Origin of the sequence: Neorhizobium phenanthreniclasticum (assembly GCF_040066075.1) — a bacterium.
Classification (GTDB): domain Bacteria; phylum Pseudomonadota; class Alphaproteobacteria; order Rhizobiales; family Rhizobiaceae; genus Neorhizobium; species Neorhizobium petrolearium.
In genome coordinates this window covers 98,794-115,926 of sequence record NZ_JBEAAL010000002.1, presented here as the reverse complement: position 1 = coordinate 115,926, position 17,133 = coordinate 98,794, and the positions used below count along the sequence as shown (strand labels likewise).

12 protein-coding genes are annotated in these 17,133 nt (G+C 62.0%); 8 read left to right on the top strand and 4 right to left on the bottom strand.

Going from position 1 to position 17,133, the window contains the following annotated elements:
• The first annotated feature begins 190 nt into the window (after positions 1-190).
• The 8 genes from ABK249_RS04690 (at position 191) to ABK249_RS04655 (ending at position 12,310) form a co-directional block, all read left to right on the top strand.
• Positions 191-4,048 carry a hydantoinase B/oxoprolinase family protein gene (locus ABK249_RS04690; RefSeq protein WP_227703642.1) on the top strand — a complete coding sequence of 1,286 codons (3,858 nt, stop codon included), beginning with the start codon at positions 191-193 and terminating at the stop codon, positions 4,046-4,048.
• A 71-nt stretch (positions 4,049-4,119) separates the two neighbouring features.
• Positions 4,120-5,676 (top strand): ABC transporter substrate-binding protein, encoded by a 1,557-nt coding sequence (locus ABK249_RS04685; RefSeq protein WP_227703641.1) that lies wholly within the window; start codon positions 4,120-4,122, stop codon positions 5,674-5,676.
• 55 nt (positions 5,677-5,731) lie between these two features.
• Positions 5,732-6,739 (top strand): ABC transporter permease, encoded by a 1,008-nt coding sequence (locus tag ABK249_RS04680; RefSeq protein ID WP_227703640.1) that lies wholly within the window; start codon positions 5,732-5,734, stop codon positions 6,737-6,739.
• A gap of 14 nt (positions 6,740-6,753) precedes the next feature.
• Positions 6,754-7,644, top strand: a complete 891-nt coding sequence (locus tag ABK249_RS04675; RefSeq protein WP_227703639.1) for an ABC transporter permease — start codon at positions 6,754-6,756, stop codon at positions 7,642-7,644.
• 13 nt (positions 7,645-7,657) lie between these two features.
• Positions 7,658-8,545, top strand: a complete 888-nt coding sequence (locus ABK249_RS04670; protein WP_227703638.1) for an ABC transporter ATP-binding protein — start codon at positions 7,658-7,660, stop codon at positions 8,543-8,545.
• Complete coding sequence (locus tag ABK249_RS04665; RefSeq protein ID WP_227703637.1) at positions 8,542-9,369, top strand: ABC transporter ATP-binding protein; 828 nt, start codon at positions 8,542-8,544, stop codon at positions 9,367-9,369. Before ABK249_RS04670 ends, ABK249_RS04665 begins: the two co-directional genes overlap by 4 nt.
• 467 nt (positions 9,370-9,836) lie before the next feature.
• Positions 9,837-10,814, top strand: coding sequence for a Bug family tripartite tricarboxylate transporter substrate binding protein (locus tag ABK249_RS04660; RefSeq protein WP_227703636.1), 978 nt, complete (start codon positions 9,837-9,839; stop codon positions 10,812-10,814).
• Positions 10,815-10,906: 92 nt separating this feature from the next.
• On the top strand, positions 10,907-12,310 hold the full coding sequence (locus tag ABK249_RS04655; protein WP_348862342.1) for an MmgE/PrpD family protein: 1,404 nt from the start codon (positions 10,907-10,909) through the stop codon (positions 12,308-12,310).
• A gap of 218 nt (positions 12,311-12,528) precedes the next feature.
• On the opposite strand, the gene ABK249_RS04650 is transcribed toward ABK249_RS04655, so the two are convergent.
• The 4 genes from ABK249_RS04650 to ABK249_RS04635 form a co-directional block, all read right to left on the bottom strand.
• Entirely contained in the window at positions 12,529-14,028 is a 1,500-nt protein-coding gene (locus ABK249_RS04650; protein WP_227703634.1) for a tripartite tricarboxylate transporter permease, read from the bottom strand.
• A gap of 1 nt (position 14,029) precedes the next feature.
• Positions 14,030-14,488: a tripartite tricarboxylate transporter TctB family protein gene (locus tag ABK249_RS04645; protein WP_037149359.1), complete on the bottom strand. Its 459-nt coding sequence runs from the start codon at positions 14,486-14,488 to the stop codon at positions 14,030-14,032.
• 470 nt (positions 14,489-14,958) lie between these two features.
• Positions 14,959-16,221, bottom strand: a complete 1,263-nt coding sequence (locus ABK249_RS04640; protein ID WP_037149360.1) for a benzoate/H(+) symporter BenE family transporter — start codon at positions 16,219-16,221, stop codon at positions 14,959-14,961.
• A 77-nt stretch (positions 16,222-16,298) separates the two neighbouring features.
• A complete protein-coding gene (locus tag ABK249_RS04635; RefSeq protein ID WP_227703632.1) occupies positions 16,299-17,105 on the bottom strand; it encodes an enoyl-CoA hydratase/isomerase family protein in 807 nt (268 codons plus the stop codon).
• Positions 17,106-17,133: the final 28 nt, after the last annotated feature.

Below are 17,133 nucleotides of genomic sequence, written 5' to 3'. Positions count from 1 at the left end.
ACAATTCATGCTTAAAAAAACGGCGGAACAGGCAGGCATTAGATCCATCCCCTCTGCAGGGGGAAGGTTTACCCATCCGCATGCCGGGCACCCAGAACCCGAGATGAATGAGCCATGCGCGCCGCGAGAAGATGACGGCGTTGATCGGGCCGTTGCGCGTCTTCGGCCATCCGTTATGGGGAACATACGAATGCAAGAGACTTCCAGGAACTTCCGTGCCGGCGTCGATATCGGTGGCACTTTCACCGACTTCATCCTGTTCGACGAAAAGGCGGCTTCCATCCGCCTGCACAAGTGCCTGACGACGCCAAAAGATCCCTCCCAGGGCGCATTGGGCGGTCTCGGAGAACTGGTCGACGCAGCCGGAATTTCGGTTGCAGACCTCTCCGAGATCGTTCACGGCACGACGCTGGTGACGAATGCGGTGATCGAGCGCAAGGGCGCCCCGGTCGGCCTGATCACTACGGAAGGTTTTCGCGACGTTCTCGAGATCGGTACCGAGCAGCGCTACGACATCTACGACCTTTTCATCGAATTCGCCGAGCCGCTGGTCAGCCGTTCGCGCCGCATCGAGATCTCCGAGCGCATCGGCGCCGATGGTGGCGTCATCAAGCCGCTGGACGAGGTTTCGGTCCTCCGCGCCGTGAAGAAACTGGTCGCCGACCGCGTCGAAGCGATCGCGGTCTGCCTCATGCATTCCTACCGCAATCCGGCTCACGAAAAGCGGGTCCGCGAAATCATCAAGCACCACTATCCGGACATGTCGGTATCCATCTCTTCGGAAGTCGTTGCCGAAATCTCCGAATATCCGCGCTTCGTCACCACCTGCGCCAATGCCTATGTGCAGCCGCTGATGGACCGTTACCTGAAGCGTTTCGAGCAAGAACTGAAGGCCCGCGGCTTTACCGGCGCGTTCCGTCTGATGCATTCGGCCGGTGGTCTCGTCTCCGTCGATGAAGCCCGCGAATTCCCGATCCGCCTGCTCGAATCCGGCCCCGCCGGCGGCGCGCTGGCGACCGCATGGTTCGGCAAGGCGGCCGGCCAGGAAAACGTCATCGCCTTCGACATGGGCGGCACGACGGCCAAGGCCTGCATGATTGAAAACGGCATGGCGCATATCGCTTCCTATCTCGAAGCCGGCCGTGTGCGCCGCTTCCGCAACGGCTCCGGCCTGCCGATCAAGGCGCCGGTCGTCGACATGATCGAGATCGGCGCCGGTGGCGGTTCGATCGCCGCGATCGACGAAGTCGGTCTGCTGCAGGTTGGTCCGCATTCGGCCGGCGCGTCTCCGGGTCCGGCCTGCTACGGCGCCGGCGGCACCAAGCCGACGGTCACCGATGCCAGCGTCGCGCTCGGTTATTACGATCCGGCCTTCTTTCTCGGCGGCCGCATGACGCTCGATCTCGATGCCGCCGAAAAGGCGCTGAAGACGATTGCCGAACCGCTCAACATTTCCACCGTCGAAGCCGCCTGGGGCATCCATCAGGTGGTCGGCGAGAACATGGCAAGCGCCACCCGCATCCATCTGGTCGAAAAGGGCAAGGATCCGCGCGGTTATTCGATGATCGGTTTCGGCGGCGCCGGCCCGGCGTTTGCCGCCCGTGTCGCCCGCATTCTCGGTGTCGGCGAAGTCATCATTCCGCAGGCCAGCGGTGCCGCTTCGGCCTTCGGCTTCCTGACGGCGCCGCTGTCCTTCGATCTCGTCCGTTCACGGCCGATGGGCCTTTCGGCCGACCTCGACACGGCATCCCTGAATGCCGAGTTCGGTGAGCTTGCCGAAGAAGGCAAGGCCAAACTCATTGCTGCCGGCGCCAAGCCCGAGGACGTCGTCTTCGAACGCACCGCCGACATGCGCCTGATCGGCCAGCTGCACGAGATCAACGTGCCGATCCCGGCCGGCGAACTTGATGCAAATGCCTATGCGACCATCCGCAAGTCCTTCGAAGAGGTTTATGCCGCCCGCTATACCCGCGTTCCGGTGGAAGCCGAACTCGAAATCCTCTCCTTCCGCCTTCGCGCCAGCGGCGCGATCCCGCAGCTTTCCATCAAGCAGGCGGATATCGCTGCCTCGGGCGACGTCGCGCTCAAGGGAAGCCGCAAGTGCTATTTCGGTGAAGGTTTCATCGATGCCGCCATCTACGACCGCTATAAGCTGACGCCGGGCATGACGGTCGAAGGCCCGGCGATCATCGAGGAGCGTGAATCGACCACAATCGTGCCGCCCGGCGACGTGCTGACCGTCGATGCCGCCGGCAATCTGCGCATCAAGATCGCCACAGTCGGCAAGGGCATCGAACTGGTTACCTCGCAGATGACCAAGGCGGAAGCAATCGAGAGGATTGAGTCCGATCCGATCGCGCTCGAAATCATGTGGAGCCGCCTCGTCACCGTGGCGGAAGAAATGTGGCACACGGTCTGCCGCACCGCGTATTCGTTGATCATCTCAGAATCCCAGGACTTCGGCTGCTCGATCCTGGATGCCTCCGGCGAAACGCTGGCCCATTCGGCCCGCGTCATGCCGGTCTTCAACCTCACCCTGCCGATGGTGGTCAAGGCGGCGCTGGAGCGCTACCCGATTGATACGCTGGAGCCGGGCGACGTTCTGGTCTGCAATGACCCTTGGCTCTGCGCGGGCCATCTGTTCGACATCGCAGTCATGACCCCGGTCTTCAAGAACGGAAAGGCCGTCGCCGTCATGGGCACGGTCGGTCATGTCGGCGATATCGGCGGCACCCGCAACGGCATGAAGGCGACCGAAATCTACGAAGAAGGCCTGCAGATCCCGCCGATGAAGCTCATCAAGGCGGGTGTCGAGAACGAAGACCTCTTCCGCTTGATGGCGGAGAACATTCGCGATTCCCATCAGGTGCTGGGCGACGTCCGCTCGCTGGTCGCCGCCAACGACACCGGCGCCCGCCGCATGGTGGCGTTCATGGACGAATACGGCTTGTCCGATCTCCAGGCGCTCGCCGAGGTCGTCCAGTCCCGCTCGGAAAAAGCGATGCGCGATGCGATCCGCGCCATTCCGAACGGCGTCCACACCTCGACCATCTCCTATAATCCACTTGGCACGCACATGACTGTGCCGGTCAAGGTGGTGATCAAGGACGACGAGATCGAGCTCGATTTCGAAGGCGCTCCGCCGGAGGTGCCGCTTGGCGGCATCAACTGCACGCTGAGCTACACGACGGCGCATTCGACCTATCCGCTGAAATGCATGCTGACGCCTTCGGTGCGCGGCAATGCGGGCTGCTACCGACCGCTGACTGTCAAGGCGCCGAAGGGTTCTGTGATGAACTGCAATAAGCCGGCCCCGGTTAGCCTGCGCACCCGCACCGGCTGGTACACTTCGCCGAACATCTTTCGGGCGCTTTCCAAGGCCGCTCCGCAAAAGGTCATCGCCCATACCGGCCTGCCAAGCCTTTTGACCGTCTACGGCAAGACCCCGGATGGCAAGATCTTCTACGACCACCTGCTCTCTGGCGGCGGACAGGGCGGCAGCTCCGCCAAGGACGGGAAGTCGTCCGTTCTGTGGCCAACCTCCGCGGCGACCTCCTCGATCGAAATGCTGGAAAGCCGCTCGCCGGTCGTCATCCTCGAAAAGGGCTTCGTTCAGGATTCCGCCGGCGCCGGCGAGTTTCGCGGCGGGCTTGGCGCGCGCATCCGGCTCGCCAAGCGTTATGACGACGGCACCTCCGTCACCGTCTTCGTCTCGCCGGAAGGCGTCAACGCGCCGATCGCCGGCCTATTCGGCGGTCAGAATGGCCTCCTGTCGCACGGTTATGTCCGCGACGAGGAAGGCAATGTGCTGGAAGATGTCGGTACTGGCGGGCTCTTGGTCGTGGACCGCACCGATCGCGTGGTGGAGCTGCAGCTCGGCGGCGGCGCCGGCTTTGGCGATCCGGCAAACCGGTCGGTAGAACTGATCGAGGAGGACGTCGAGGAAGACTACGTCAGCGCCGAGGCCGCCGAAGCTATCTATGGCCTCAGCAAGCGCAAAAAGGAGCTGGCGGCATCCGCCCGCCTTTCGCCAGCGGCGAGCCGGTAGTCACTGGCTCACGTCGTGTCCTCTCAGGGACGACCACACAAGCAATGCAGACAAAAAAAGGGGAATGGAACATGCTCAATCTGAATAAACGTCAATTTCTGATCGGCGCTGCAGGCATGACCGCCGCCGCGACAATGCCCCGCCTCGCCAATTCGGCCGGCAGGAAGATCCTGGTTCTCGCCAGCACTGTCGACATTCCGAACTTCGATCCGCATGTGGCCACCGGCTACGCGCCGCAATGGCTGTTCCGCAATACCTACGATCCGCTGGTGCGCGTGGTGAACAATCCACCGGTTCCGGCGCCGGGCCTTGCCAAGAGCTGGAACCAGTCCGATGACGGCCTCGTCTACACATTCGAGCTCGACGGAAATGCCAAATTCCATGATGGCACGCCGGTGACCGCCAAGGATGTCGAATATTCCTTTGCTCGCCTGCTGCGCCTTGCGAAGGGGCCGGCCTGGATGGTGTCGGGGATCCTCGACGAAAACAGCATCCGGGTGACCGGCGAGACAACGGTGACGATGACGCTGAAGAAGCCCTTCGCGCCGCTTCTCTCCGTCCTGCCTTGGATGTTCGTCGTCAACTCCAAGCTCGTCGAAGCCAACAAGGGGACTGACGACGGGCAAGCCTTCCTGCTCGCCAACATGGCCGGTTCGGGTGCCTTCAAGATGGGACGCGTCAAGCCGGGCGACCTTTATGAACTGAGCCGCGTCGAGAACGACTGGCATAAGGGTGGCAATCTCGACGGCGCGATCTGGAAGATCGTCCGCGAGGCCTCGACCGCCCGGCTGATGCTCCAGCGCGGCGAAGTGCATTTCGCGCTCGACATGTTCGCCGAGGACATGGACGCCATCAAAGACATGCCGCATGTCGTCCGTATCATGGAACCTGACTACCGCACGTTTACCATCAAGATGAACACGGCCAAGGGCCCGCTGATGGACAAGAACCTGCGCAAGGCAGTGTCTTACGCGTTCAACTACCAGGGCATGCTGGATGCCGCAGGCCCGGCCCAATTGATGAAGAGCCCGCTGCCCATCGGCATCTTCGGCTTTGATCCGGACCAGAAGGGCTATGACCAGGACATGGCGAAGGCGAAGGAATATCTCGCCAGGTCGCAATACAAGGACGGCGGCATCACGCTCTCCATACACCACGCCGCCGGCTACGAGAACCAGCGCCGCTGGTGTCTGATCATGCTGGAATCGCTGAAGGCACTCAACATCAAACTCGACATCCGTGCCATGACCTGGCCGGACACCGTGGCGATGGCCCGTTCGCCGGAGACGATGGTCGACTTCTACTCGATCTTCCAGTCGCCCAACTATGCCGACCCGGACAATACCGCGTTCGCCGCCTACCATTCTTCGCGCAATGGGCAGTGGCAGAATCCGGTCTACAAGAACCCGGAGGTCGACAAGCTGATCGAGGATGCCCGCGCCGAAGTCGATACCGCCAAGCGTGCCGAACTCTACAAGAAGTTCCAGGCGGTAATCGTCGAGGATGCGCCCGATATCATCGGCATTCTCGAACTGCGCAAGTTTGCGATGCGCGACAACGTAAAGGACTATGTTTTCAGCCCGGTTGCCGCCAACACGATGGAAATCTGGCCGCTGTCGATCGCTTGAACCCTTGCCGCCGGCGGGTTTTCGGTACGGAAGCCCGCCGCTCCGGAGTTTGCGAATGCTGCTTTATATCTTGCGCAGGCTTGTCCTGCTCTTACCGGTCCTGCTCGGCCTGACCCTGCTTCTGTTCATCGTGGCACGCATCCTGCCCGGCGACCCGGTGGGCCTTGCCGCGGGTCCGAATGCGACGCCCGAGCTGATCGCGCAGATGAAGCGCGAATTCGGCCTGGATCAGCCTTTGCCAGTGCAATACTGGGATTATCTGACCGGTCTCGTTTCCGGCGATTGGGGCATGTCGGTCTTCACGCGTCGTCCAGTCTTCGCGGACATCGTGGAATATCTGCCGGCGACCATAGAGCTCGTCTTCGCCTCCCTGTTCATTGCGGTCGTCATCGGCATTCCGCTCGGTCTGTTGACGGCCGTCTACAAGAATGGGGCGCTTGATTATGCGACCCGCACGGTGGCGCTCGGCGGCATCGCCATGCCGCGTTTCTTCCTCGGCCTCCTCCTGCAGATGGCCTTTGCCGCCTGGCTGGACATCCTGCCGCTGTCCGGCCGCTACCCACTGATCGAAAGCCCGCCGGACTACGTGACGGGCCTCTATACGATCGATGCTGTGATCGCGGGCGACTGGTACGCGTTCCAGATCGCGCTCTCACATCTGGCACTGCCGGCGATCGCCATGGCGCTTTCGCCGCTTGCCACCATCATGCGGATGATGCGCGCCTCGACGATCGAAGTGCTGCAGCAGGACTATGTCATGACCGAGCGGGCGCTCGGTCTTTCCAACCGGCTGATCCTCTTCAAATACGTGCTCAAGAACGCCATGACCTCGACGCTGACGGTGATCGGCCTCTACGTCTCCTGGCTACTCGGGGGCACGGTTCTGGTGGAGACGGTCTTCGACTGGCCGGGGCTGGGCCTCTACGCCACCCAGGCGATCCTGACCCAGGATTTCATGCCGGTGATCGGCGTGACGCTCATCATCGCGATCATCTATCTTGTTACCATGCTCGTCGTGGACCTTCTTTACGGCGTCTTCAACCCGAAGGTACGCTACGTATGAGCAGGACTGAGCAAATGACCCCCATTGCCATACCCGAGCGCAGCCAGTCCGCGCGTCTCGAAAACTGGAGCCGCGCCTTCTATCGGTTTCGCCAGAGTTGGCTGTCGATCATCGGCCTTGCGATCGTCATCGCACTGATCGTCATCGCCATCCTCGCACCGTGGATCGTGCCGCATCCCGAGCATGTCGTCGGCGGCACGAATACCGGTGCGAAATTCCAGCCGCCGTCGGCTACGGCTTGGTTCGGCACCAATGCGCTCGGCCAAGACATGTTTTCGTTGGTGCTGGTCGGTTCACAGGTCTCGCTGTTTTCCGGTCTTGCCGTTGTCTTCATCGCTATCGTCGTCGGCACGATCGTCGGCGCCATTGCCGGGTATTTCGGCGGCTGGATCGACGAAATCCTGATGCGCATCACCGATCTTCTGCTCACCATCCCAAGCCTGATCCTTGCCATGGCCGTGGCGGCAGCGCTCGGCACGGGCGTCTGGAACATGATCATCGCCATCTCGATCACGTGGTGGCCGGCCTATGCCCGTCTCGTGCGCGGCGAAGTGATCGTCAAGAAGGAAGAGCAGTTCGTCGTCGCGGCCCATGCGCTCGGCGCCGACTGGCCGCGCATCCTCGGCAGGCACATCTTGCCAAACATCGTCTCGCCGATCGTCATCAAGGCCTCGCTCGACATGGGCTTCGCGATACTGACCGTCGCCTCGCTCGGCTTCGTCGGCATCGGCGTGAAGCCGCCGACTCCGGAATGGGGCACGCTGCTTTCCGGTGCGCGCAGCTATATGCCGGATTACTGGTGGACGGCGGTGGCTCCTGGCGTTGCGATTTTCTTGGCAGTGCTTGCCTTCAACCTGCTGGGCGACGGGCTGCGTGACGTGCTCGACCCCAAGGCTCGACGATAGGGAAGGGATCACGATGACGCTTCTCGACATCAGGAACCTCAACCTCGCCATGAAGAGCTACGAGGGCGAGACGCAAATCCTCCACGGCATCGACCTGAAGATCGAGCGCGGCGAGATCTGGGGCATGGTCGGCGAGACGGGCAGCGGTAAATCACTGACGGGCTTATCCGTCTCACGGCTCGTTCCGTCGCCGCCGGGGCGCTATGTCGCCGGTTCGATTAAGTTCCAGGGCAAGGATGTGCTGAAGGCGACCGACAGGGAGATGAGGGGCTTGCGTGGCCGGCATATCGGCATGATCTTCCAAGATCCGACGACCAACCTTAACCCAGCCTTCCGGATCGGCACGCAGTTAGTGGACGTGGCGCTGCATGCCGGCCATGCGGACCCGTCCGTGCTCGGGCTCGATCCCGGTGCCTCGCGTGGCGATCTCAAGAGGGCGGCCCGACGTGTGGCAGTCGAGATGCTGGAAAAGGTCGGCATTGCGAAGGCCGCCGAGCGTATTCATGACTATCCGCACCAGTTCTCCGGGGGCATGCGCCAGCGCGCACTGATCGCCATGGCGATGATCGGCAAGCCCGACCTGCTGATCGCCGATGAACCGACGACCGCGCTCGACGTTTCGGTGCAGGCGCAAATCCTGCGGCTGATCCATGATCTTGTGGCTGAACGCAATATCGGAGTGCTGCTGATCACCCACAATCTCGGCGTCGTGGCACAGATCTGCAGCCACGTGGCCGTCATGTATCGCGGCCGCATTCTCGAAGCAGGAAAGGTGGACGATGTATTGAAGCGGCCGAGCCACAGCTATACCCAGGCGCTTTTGCACTCCGTGCCAACCGCCCATACCAAGCGCGGTGAATTGAAGGGCCTGAACGGGCTTATGCCGGAGACCGCCGCATGACCCTCGATATCCAGAACGTCACAAAAAACTTTCCCGGCCCGCGCCAGGGTTTCTTCGGTCGCGGCGAGGGTTTTACCGCGCTGGACAATGTCAGCCTGTCGATCAGGAAAGGTGCGAGCTTCGGTCTGGTCGGTGAATCCGGGTCCGGCAAGACGACGCTGACGCGTTGCATCCTGCGGCTCGAAACGCTGTCGGCGGGCAATGTCTTGTTCGACGGCGTGGACATCCACAAGCTGACGCCGCTCGAGATGCGGCGCCTGAGATCGCGCCTGCAGATCGTCTTCCAGGACCCTTACGCTTCGCTCGATCCGCGCATGACGATCCATGATATCGTCGCCGAGCCGCTGGTCATCCATGGCGACGTGGTGAACCTCAATGCCCGCCAACGCACCGAGCGGGTGCTGGAGCTGCTGCTGCAGGTCGGCCTTCGCCCGGAGCATCTTTTCCGTTATCCGCATGAATTTTCTGGCGGCCAGCGGCAGCGTATCGGCATCGCCCGGGCGCTTGCCGTCGGGCCTGAATTCCTGATCCTCGACGAACCCACCTCGGCGCTCGACGTCTCGGTCCAGGCGGACGTTCTCAATCTCCTGCACCGGTTGCAGGAAGAACTCGACCTCACCTATTTCTTCATCAGCCACGACCTCGGCGTCATCCGTTATATCTGCGACGACGTCGCCGTGATCTATCGCGGCAAGCTGGTGGAACAGGGACCGGTCGCGGAGATATTCGATCATCCGAAGAGCGACTATACGCGCATGCTTCTGGACGCGATGCCGGACCCCGATCCGGATCGTTCGCCGTTCCGCCGGAAGGCTGCCGTCTGAACGCACAGAAGAAGAGGAAAGCATGGCGCCCCCGAAGCGATGAGCGAGATGGCCGCCCGCATTGCCTCACCCAATAATGTTACTGAGGTTGAGAGCGTTGAGATGGCCCGTATCTCCGCCCGCCGCGGCGGATGGAGATACGGGCGGGCACTTCGTCCAGTCGCCATTGAGTATGATCTGCCCAGCTATTTCCATGCGCCAAATCTTAACGGCTATTTGCACCGTCCGAAGGCTGTTCTCCTTGAAGCGTGACGGATCGGCGCTCTTCAGACGCTGCAGGACCGAGGCTGCCGAGACGAAACTGGCATGACCGGCCTTTGCCCGACGACATAGGCGTTCGCTTTGGTCCGCCTGCCGCTCTTTATCGCGAATTTCGCAGCTCGGAACGCACCCGGCGAGATTTTGCATTTGTTCAGAGCGGCTGCCACTGTGCGTTCAAGATAACACCATGATGTGAGGAGGAATCGATGGTAGTTTGGACAACGGGGATGAAAAACGGCCTGGTGGCGGCAGCGATCGCGCTGGCAAGTGCGGTCGGAGTCTCTGCTGAAGAGCAATATCCCGTTTCGACGGTGCGCATGATTGTCCCCTACGCGCCGGGAGGTGGCGGCGACATCACCGGCCGCATGATCGCAGAGGAGATCAGCAAGCGCCTCAAAACGACGGTCGTCGTCGAGAACATCGGCGGGGCAAGCGGGACGATCGGCACGGAAAAAGCGGCCCGCGCCAAGCCGGACGGGGCAACGCTGCTGCTTGCCGGCAGTGCCATCTTTACCACCGCGCCCCATCTCACCCAGATCGGTTTCGATCCTCTCAAGGATTTTGTAGCGATCGCCAATATCAGTGAATCGGTCCGCATGCTCAGCGTGCCGCCGGAGCTCGGCGTCAAGACCTACGAGGAACTCGTGGCCTATGGGAAAGCCAATCCTGGCATACTGAACTATGCCTCCGTCGGCGTCGGCTCGACCGGCCATATCATTGGGGTCGATTTCCTGCGCAGCGCCGGGGTCGAGGCGCGGCATATTCCCTATAGCGGCGCATCGCAGGCCGTGCAGGCACTCTTGTCTGGTGACGTGCAGTTCGTCATCGACGCCATGGTGATTCCGCCCACGCGGGAGGGGAAGCTGGTGCCGATCGCCGTGCCCAGCGAGACCCGTCTGGCCGATTTCCCCGATGTCCCGACGTTCCGGGAGGTGGGGCTGAAGGATGTACGCACAGGCGGTTGGCAAGCGGTCATGGCGCCCGCCGGTACGCCTCAGGAACTGGTCACGATGATTGAAGGAGCTTTGAAGGATGCCGATGAGAGCCAGGAATTCCGCGCGGCCCTTACCCGCGCAGGCTTTTCCCCGCGGTTCCGCACCGGCGTGCAACTCCAGCAGGAACTCGAGGCCGAATATGCCTATTTCGGCTCACTGCTGAAGAGCATGGATATCAGCAAGAAATAGCCGCTGCCGGCAACCGGATTGCGAAGATGCCGCGATACGCGCCAGCGGGTTGGTGCGTACCGCTTTCGGTATCAGCTACAAGGATCTGCCCGATGCTCGACAAACGTCTCTCCGCTCCGACCTTAAGTGCAGTTGTTGCGGAATGGATGACAGGTTTTTCGCTCGCTAGCGTTCCCCAGGCGGTTTTGGAGAATACCCGGCTTAGGATTCTCGATGTGATTGGTGTGATGATCGCGTCATGCCGGCTTGACGTCGTTTCCGCCGCGCGGCGGGCCGTTGCCGAATCCGACGGTGCCGGGGGGCAGGCCTTTTCTCTCATGGATGCCGCGCCGACCACGCCTGCCAATGCGGCTTTCCTTAACGGCATCATGTCTGGCGTGCTCGAATTCGACGACACTCACATCCAGTCCAATATTCATCCAACCGGTGTCGTGCTGTCGGCCCTGCTGCCCGAATGTGAACGGCTCGGCCTTTCGGGAAAGGACCTTCTGGAGGCTGTGCTGGTCGGCAGCGAACTTCTCTGCCGTCTCGGTATGATCTCGCCGGTCAGGATGCACGAAGTCGGGTTCCATCCAAGTTCGGTCTACGGCGTTTTTGGTGCGGTGTGGGGGCTCGCGCGTGTCAGGCGCTTTTCGATCGAGCAGACTAAGCATGCGATCGGCACGGCTGCCAGCTTGTCGGCCGGGTCTATTGCCTCTTTTGAGGACGGGACATCGACCAAGACCCTGCACGTGGGCATGGCGGCATCAGCGGCTATTCGCGCGATTGCCTTGGCGGGGCAGGGCATTTCCGGTCCCCACCCGGTATTTGAGGGGAAATTCGGCTGGTTCAAGAGCCATGTCCAGTCCGGTACCGAGTTTCGTTTCGCGGCCCTGACCGACGAGCTCGGCGAGCGATGGGAGGTGCTGAACATTGCCTCGAAGGCCCATCCCTGCGCCTACACGATGATCCCGTTCATCGCTGCCACCATCGCACTTCGCGAGACCCATAGTGTGAGACCGCAGGATGTTGACGTCATTTATTGTGATATCATGCCCCGTTCCTTCGCCACCGTCTGCGAACCTGTCGAGGAGAAACGTCGGCCAAAGACGAGTTGGCATGGCCGCATCAGCCTGCAGCACACCGTCGCTGAGGCGCTGGTTCGAGGCCACATGGACAAGCATGCCTATGCGCCTGAGAGCCTCATCGATCCGGTGGTCAATACGATTGTCGACAAGGTCGTCCACCGCCCGGATCCGGTCGCCGCCGCCGATATCAGCAGATCGCGTGCCAGCGTCTCGATCCGTCTGAAGGATGGACGGGAACTCACCCATACGATCGACGACATGCCGGGAACCCGGCGCAATCCGATCCCCCGTGAAGGCTACCTGCAGAAGTTCCTGGCCAATATTGACGGTGTCATCTCGAAGGCCGTGGGGGAGGAACTGGCAACCGCCTTGCTAAGGCTCGAGGAGCTTGACGATGTTGGTGCAACGTTTCGAGGACTGCGGGTGTAGGCGCCGGTCGGCGTCTTGCTAGTCCGCCAGATCGATGTTGTGCCCCGTGCGCAAAATGGCCCCAGCGCGTGCTCATCCTCGCTTGCCGACGGCAGAAGGCGCAAACGACGATCGGATTTGTTCCTGTTTGCTGATCCTCACTTGATACAGACCCGAAAAAAGGGCCGGAGCATGGTTTGATGCTCCGGCCGAATTGTCCTGGGAGGACGATACGTGTTTCAGTCCGTTGCCTCCTGCGCACCCTTTCTGACGAGCGACGTGGTGGCGGCGAGCAAGATCGCGATGCCGAGCACGAGAAAGGTGAGGCTGATCGGGCGATGGATGAAGGTCATCGGATCGCCGCGCGACAGCGACATGGCGCGGCGGAAGTTTTCCTCGAACATCGGTCCGAGCACGAAGCCGAGGATGAACATGGCGAGGCTGCAGTCGGCCCGCTTCAGGAGATAGCCGACGGCGCCGAAAACGACGAGCGTCAGGATCTGAAGGGATGAAAAACCGATCGAATAAACCCCGACGCACGCAAAGGCGAGCACAAAGAGGTAGAGCCAGTGATAAGGAACCGCGAGAAGCTTTACCCATAGACCGATCAGCGGCAGGTTTAGGATGACGAGCATCAGGTTGCCGATCCACATGGAACCCACTAGGCCCCAGAAGAGGGCAGGATTGTTACTGATCATACTCGGCCCGGGGTTGATGCCCTGGATCATTAACGCGCCGAGGAATAGGGCCATCACGGGGCTCCCGGGAACGCCGAGCATCAAGGTCGGGATGAAGGCGGTCTGGGACGCGGCATTGTTGGCCGCTTCCGGTGCAGCTACGCCCTCGACGGCGCCGGCCCCGAAACGATCTGGTTGTTTGGAAATACTCTTCTCGACCATATAGGCGGAGAAAGAGCTCATCGCGAGACCGGCGCCGGGCAGAATCCCGAGGAAGGAGCCGAGCGTCGTGCCGCGCAGGACGGCCGGCCATGCGCGGCGAAACTCGTCACGGCTTGGCCAGAGCCGGCCGACTTTCGAGGTGGCGATCTCAGGCTTTCCCGCGCCGCCAATCGTCGTGATGATTTCCGAAACCGCAAAAAGCCCGACCGCCAGCACGGCAAAGTCGATCCCATCGCGCAGTTCCGAAAGGCCAAAGGTGAAACGGAAGACGCCGGAGGCGACGTCGGCGCCCGCCAGACCCAGCAGCACGCCAAGAACGCCCGATCCGATGCCCTTGATGAAGCCGCCCTTGGCGATGGAGGCGGTGGCGACGAGGGCACAGAAGACGAGAGCTGCATATTCGGCGGAGCCGAACCTTGCCGCGATCGAGGCCATAGCGGGCGCGGCAGCAGCGATCAGCACCGTGCCGACGGTGCCGGCAAAGAAGGAACCTAGAGCGGCAATGGCAAGCGCCGAGCCGGCGCGGCCTCGCCGTGCCATCTGGTGTCCGTCCAGGCAGGTCACGGCCGATGAGGCTTCGCCCGGCAGGTTGAGCAGGATCGATGTGGTGGATCCGCCATAAGCCGCGCCGTAGTAGATGCCAGCAAGCAGGATCAGCGATCCGGTCGGCGGCAGGCCGAAAGTCAAGGGCAGGAGCAGCGAGATGGTGATGATCGGCCCCACGCCCGGCAGGACGCCGATTGCGGTTCCGAGCGTCACCCCTAATAGGCAATAGAAGAGATTGTCGATGCTAGCGGCGACCTGCAGCCCCAAGACGATGGATGAAAAGAAGTCCGGCACGCTAGATGCTCCAGTCAAGCAGATGGAAGGGGATGCCCAGGCCGAAGTAGAAGATCGCGACGATGATCGCCCCGATGGCGAGGAGGAGGAGCGGGAGTTCCTTCAGCCGCCCCCGCCTGTCGGCAAGCCAGCCGATGCAGACGAGCGCGAAGAGACCTGGAAGAAGACCTGCGCTGTCAACCAGCAGCCCGAATACAAAAAGAGCAGCCAGGATGGCCACGAAAGGCCGCAGTTCCTCGCGTGGCATAAGGGCGATGGACGGTCTCCCCTCGCTGGCCAAGTGCGCCTGCAGCAGAAGTGCAACGCCAAAGATCAACAGCGTGGCGCCAAGCAATATCGGCAAAGCGCCCGGTCCCATTTCGGAAAGGCTGCCGAAGCCGTAATCTACACCGAGATAGGCGGCGACGCCGCCTGAAGCGATGAAGAGAACACCGACTGCATGATCTGCATGGAATTTCATATTTCCCCCTCATATTCGACTGCGCCTGGTGACGTTAAAGGTCGATCGCCAACCATTTCTGCGATCCGCCGACGTTGTGGATGGCCTTTAAAAACTCCATTAGATCGTGCTCCTACCGCAAGCATCGCCTCTGCGGCAAAGGCGAAAGCCCGGCGTTCCGATGATCGGAATGGCTGGCCCTATGCGGTCGGCGAGTTCGTGCGACCTGGGCCAGGATTGATCTCCCGAGGTCAGTCGCATTTGTCGGACGTCGCTCCCCTGTAGGACGTCTCTCCCAGGGCAGAACTAACTTGCCTATTAGAGCGCGGCCGGGATCGGCGAATCGATCGTGATGTGGCGCAGCGTTGGGACGTCATTCCTCGACCGAAGCACCAACGCTATCCAGGCCTCAACCGTCTTCCCCAAGAACAAATGTCCTTGGGGAAGGGTATGCGTTCAAATTCGACGCCGGCTCGAAAACCGTCGCGGCGTCATGCAGCCTGCTTTTCGTTGAGGGTCCTGGCTTCGACAACCGCCGACACGATGACGCCTGCGAACAGGGCCCAGAAGGGGGCGCTGATGCCCAGGAGCGAGATGTTCGACATGGCGACGGCGAGCGCGACGAAAGCCCCGGTCTGGTTACCGAGCGACTTGCCGAAGGCATTCTGGAAGGCGGATAGCAGCACGCCGATCATGGCAAGACCGGCGACGGTGCCGATCAGCGCAGACGGCAGGCTGAGCACGATCGGAACGGCAGCGCCGGCGATGAGACCGAAGGCGGCGAAGAGTAGGCCGTTGACGACGGTCGCGGCATAGCGCCCCTCCTTGTTTTCTCCGGCCTGTTCGGATGAGCATATCGCCGTCATCGGGCCTGCGATGTTGGCATTGTGGCCGCCGAGGAGGCCGGCCGCGATGCCGCCGATGCCGGAAATGATGGTCATCGCGTTGACCGGCGGCCTGTAGCCTTCGGCCATGAGCACGCCGGTCGCCTGCGCGTTCTCCGCGCCGATCACAAGAAGGGCGAGCGGGACGGCGATCGCGAAGAAGGCGTCGACGGAGAAGACCGGCAGCGTGAATTCCGGCGCGGCGAAGGCGATGTTGGCCGTGCCGCCTCCGACCGCACCGGTCGCAAGCGCCGCGATCAGGCCTGTGACGAGGGCGGCCAGCACCGGCGGAATAGTCTTGGTCAGCCGCATCGAGACAAAGAAGGCGAGGATCGCAGCACCCGCAATCAGCGGAGCATTGCCGAGTGCGGTGACGGTTCCGATCGCAAATCGGATCAGCGCACCGGCGATCATCGCCATGACGATCGGCATCGGCAGCCAGCGCATCACCTTACCGATGAGCCCTGTGACGCCGAGCAGCAGAACCAGCAGGCCCGCCAGGATGAAGGCGCCAACGGCTTCATTGAACGGAATGGTCGCAAGCGAACCGGCAACGAGTGCTGCACCCGGGATCGAATAGGCGCCATTGATCGGCTGCTTGTAGTAGAGCGCAAGCAGCAGGCTGATAATCCCGCCGAGAACGTAGATCGCAAAGAGCCAGGCGACAGTCTGCCCGTTGGTCAGGTGGCCGGCCTCGGCCGCGCCGATGACAATAAGGGCCGGGCCGGAGCAGCCGAAGATGGCGGCGACGAGCCCGGCGCTCATCGTCTTGATTCCGAGATGTTTTGGCAGGTCGCGCAGACCCGACGCAATGCCAGGCCCCCTTTCGACAAGGGGGCTTTCCTGGGTTGTCTGCGGTGTCGTATCCATGATTAATCCTCCCGAAGCGGTTCCGAGGCCGCTCCCTCCTCGTGGAAATGAAGCCGGGTTCCCCTCCGGCCGATGGGTCAGCGGCCGACGAAGGCCGGCGCGCGCTTCTCGTGGAAGGCGAGTACGCCTTCGCGGAAATCCTCCGATGTCCGAAGCCGGCTGTAGCAATGGCCCTCGAGTTCGATGGCCGTCGACAGCAGCGCGTCGTCCGTGTCGTTCAGGAGCTTTTTTGCCGTGCGCTGGGCGAGCGGCGAAAAGCCAATCAATTCCTCGACAAGCGCATCAACGGCCTTTTCCAGGTCGGCATCCGCGACGATCTCCGAGGCGATGCCCCAGTCGTAGGCCTCCTGACCGGTGATCCGCTTTGAGCGCATCACGATGTTCTTAGTGCGAGTGACGCCCACCATCTTTTGCAGGCGGGCCGAGCCGCCGGAGCCCGGAATCTGGCCGAGTTTCTGCTCGGGCAGCGCGTAGCGCGTGGTGTCGGTCGCGATGCGGAAATCGCAAGCAAGCGACAGTTCGAAGCCGACGCCGAAGCAATAGCCACGGTTGGCCGCGATGACGGGCTTGGAGCAGCGGGCCGGGGCTGCGATGTTCCAGGCAAGGTGCGAGACGTGTTCCGGGCTTGCCTCGAGGAAGCCCTTGATATTGCCGCCGGACGAGAAGTGCTCGCCCTTGCCGGCAACGATGACGATGCGCACGCGCTCATCCTCATCGAGGGCCTCGAAGACGAGGCGCAACTGGTCACGCGCCAACATCGAGACGACGTTATAGGGTGGACGGTCGAGCGTGATGTCGGCGCGCTGACGGGCCGCGTCGATCGTGACGGTGAAGCCGTCGAGTTCGGCAAGGCGCGGGTTCTGGAATGCGGCTGGTTCAGTCATGGGTTTTCCTTTCGTTGGTCTGGCGGCG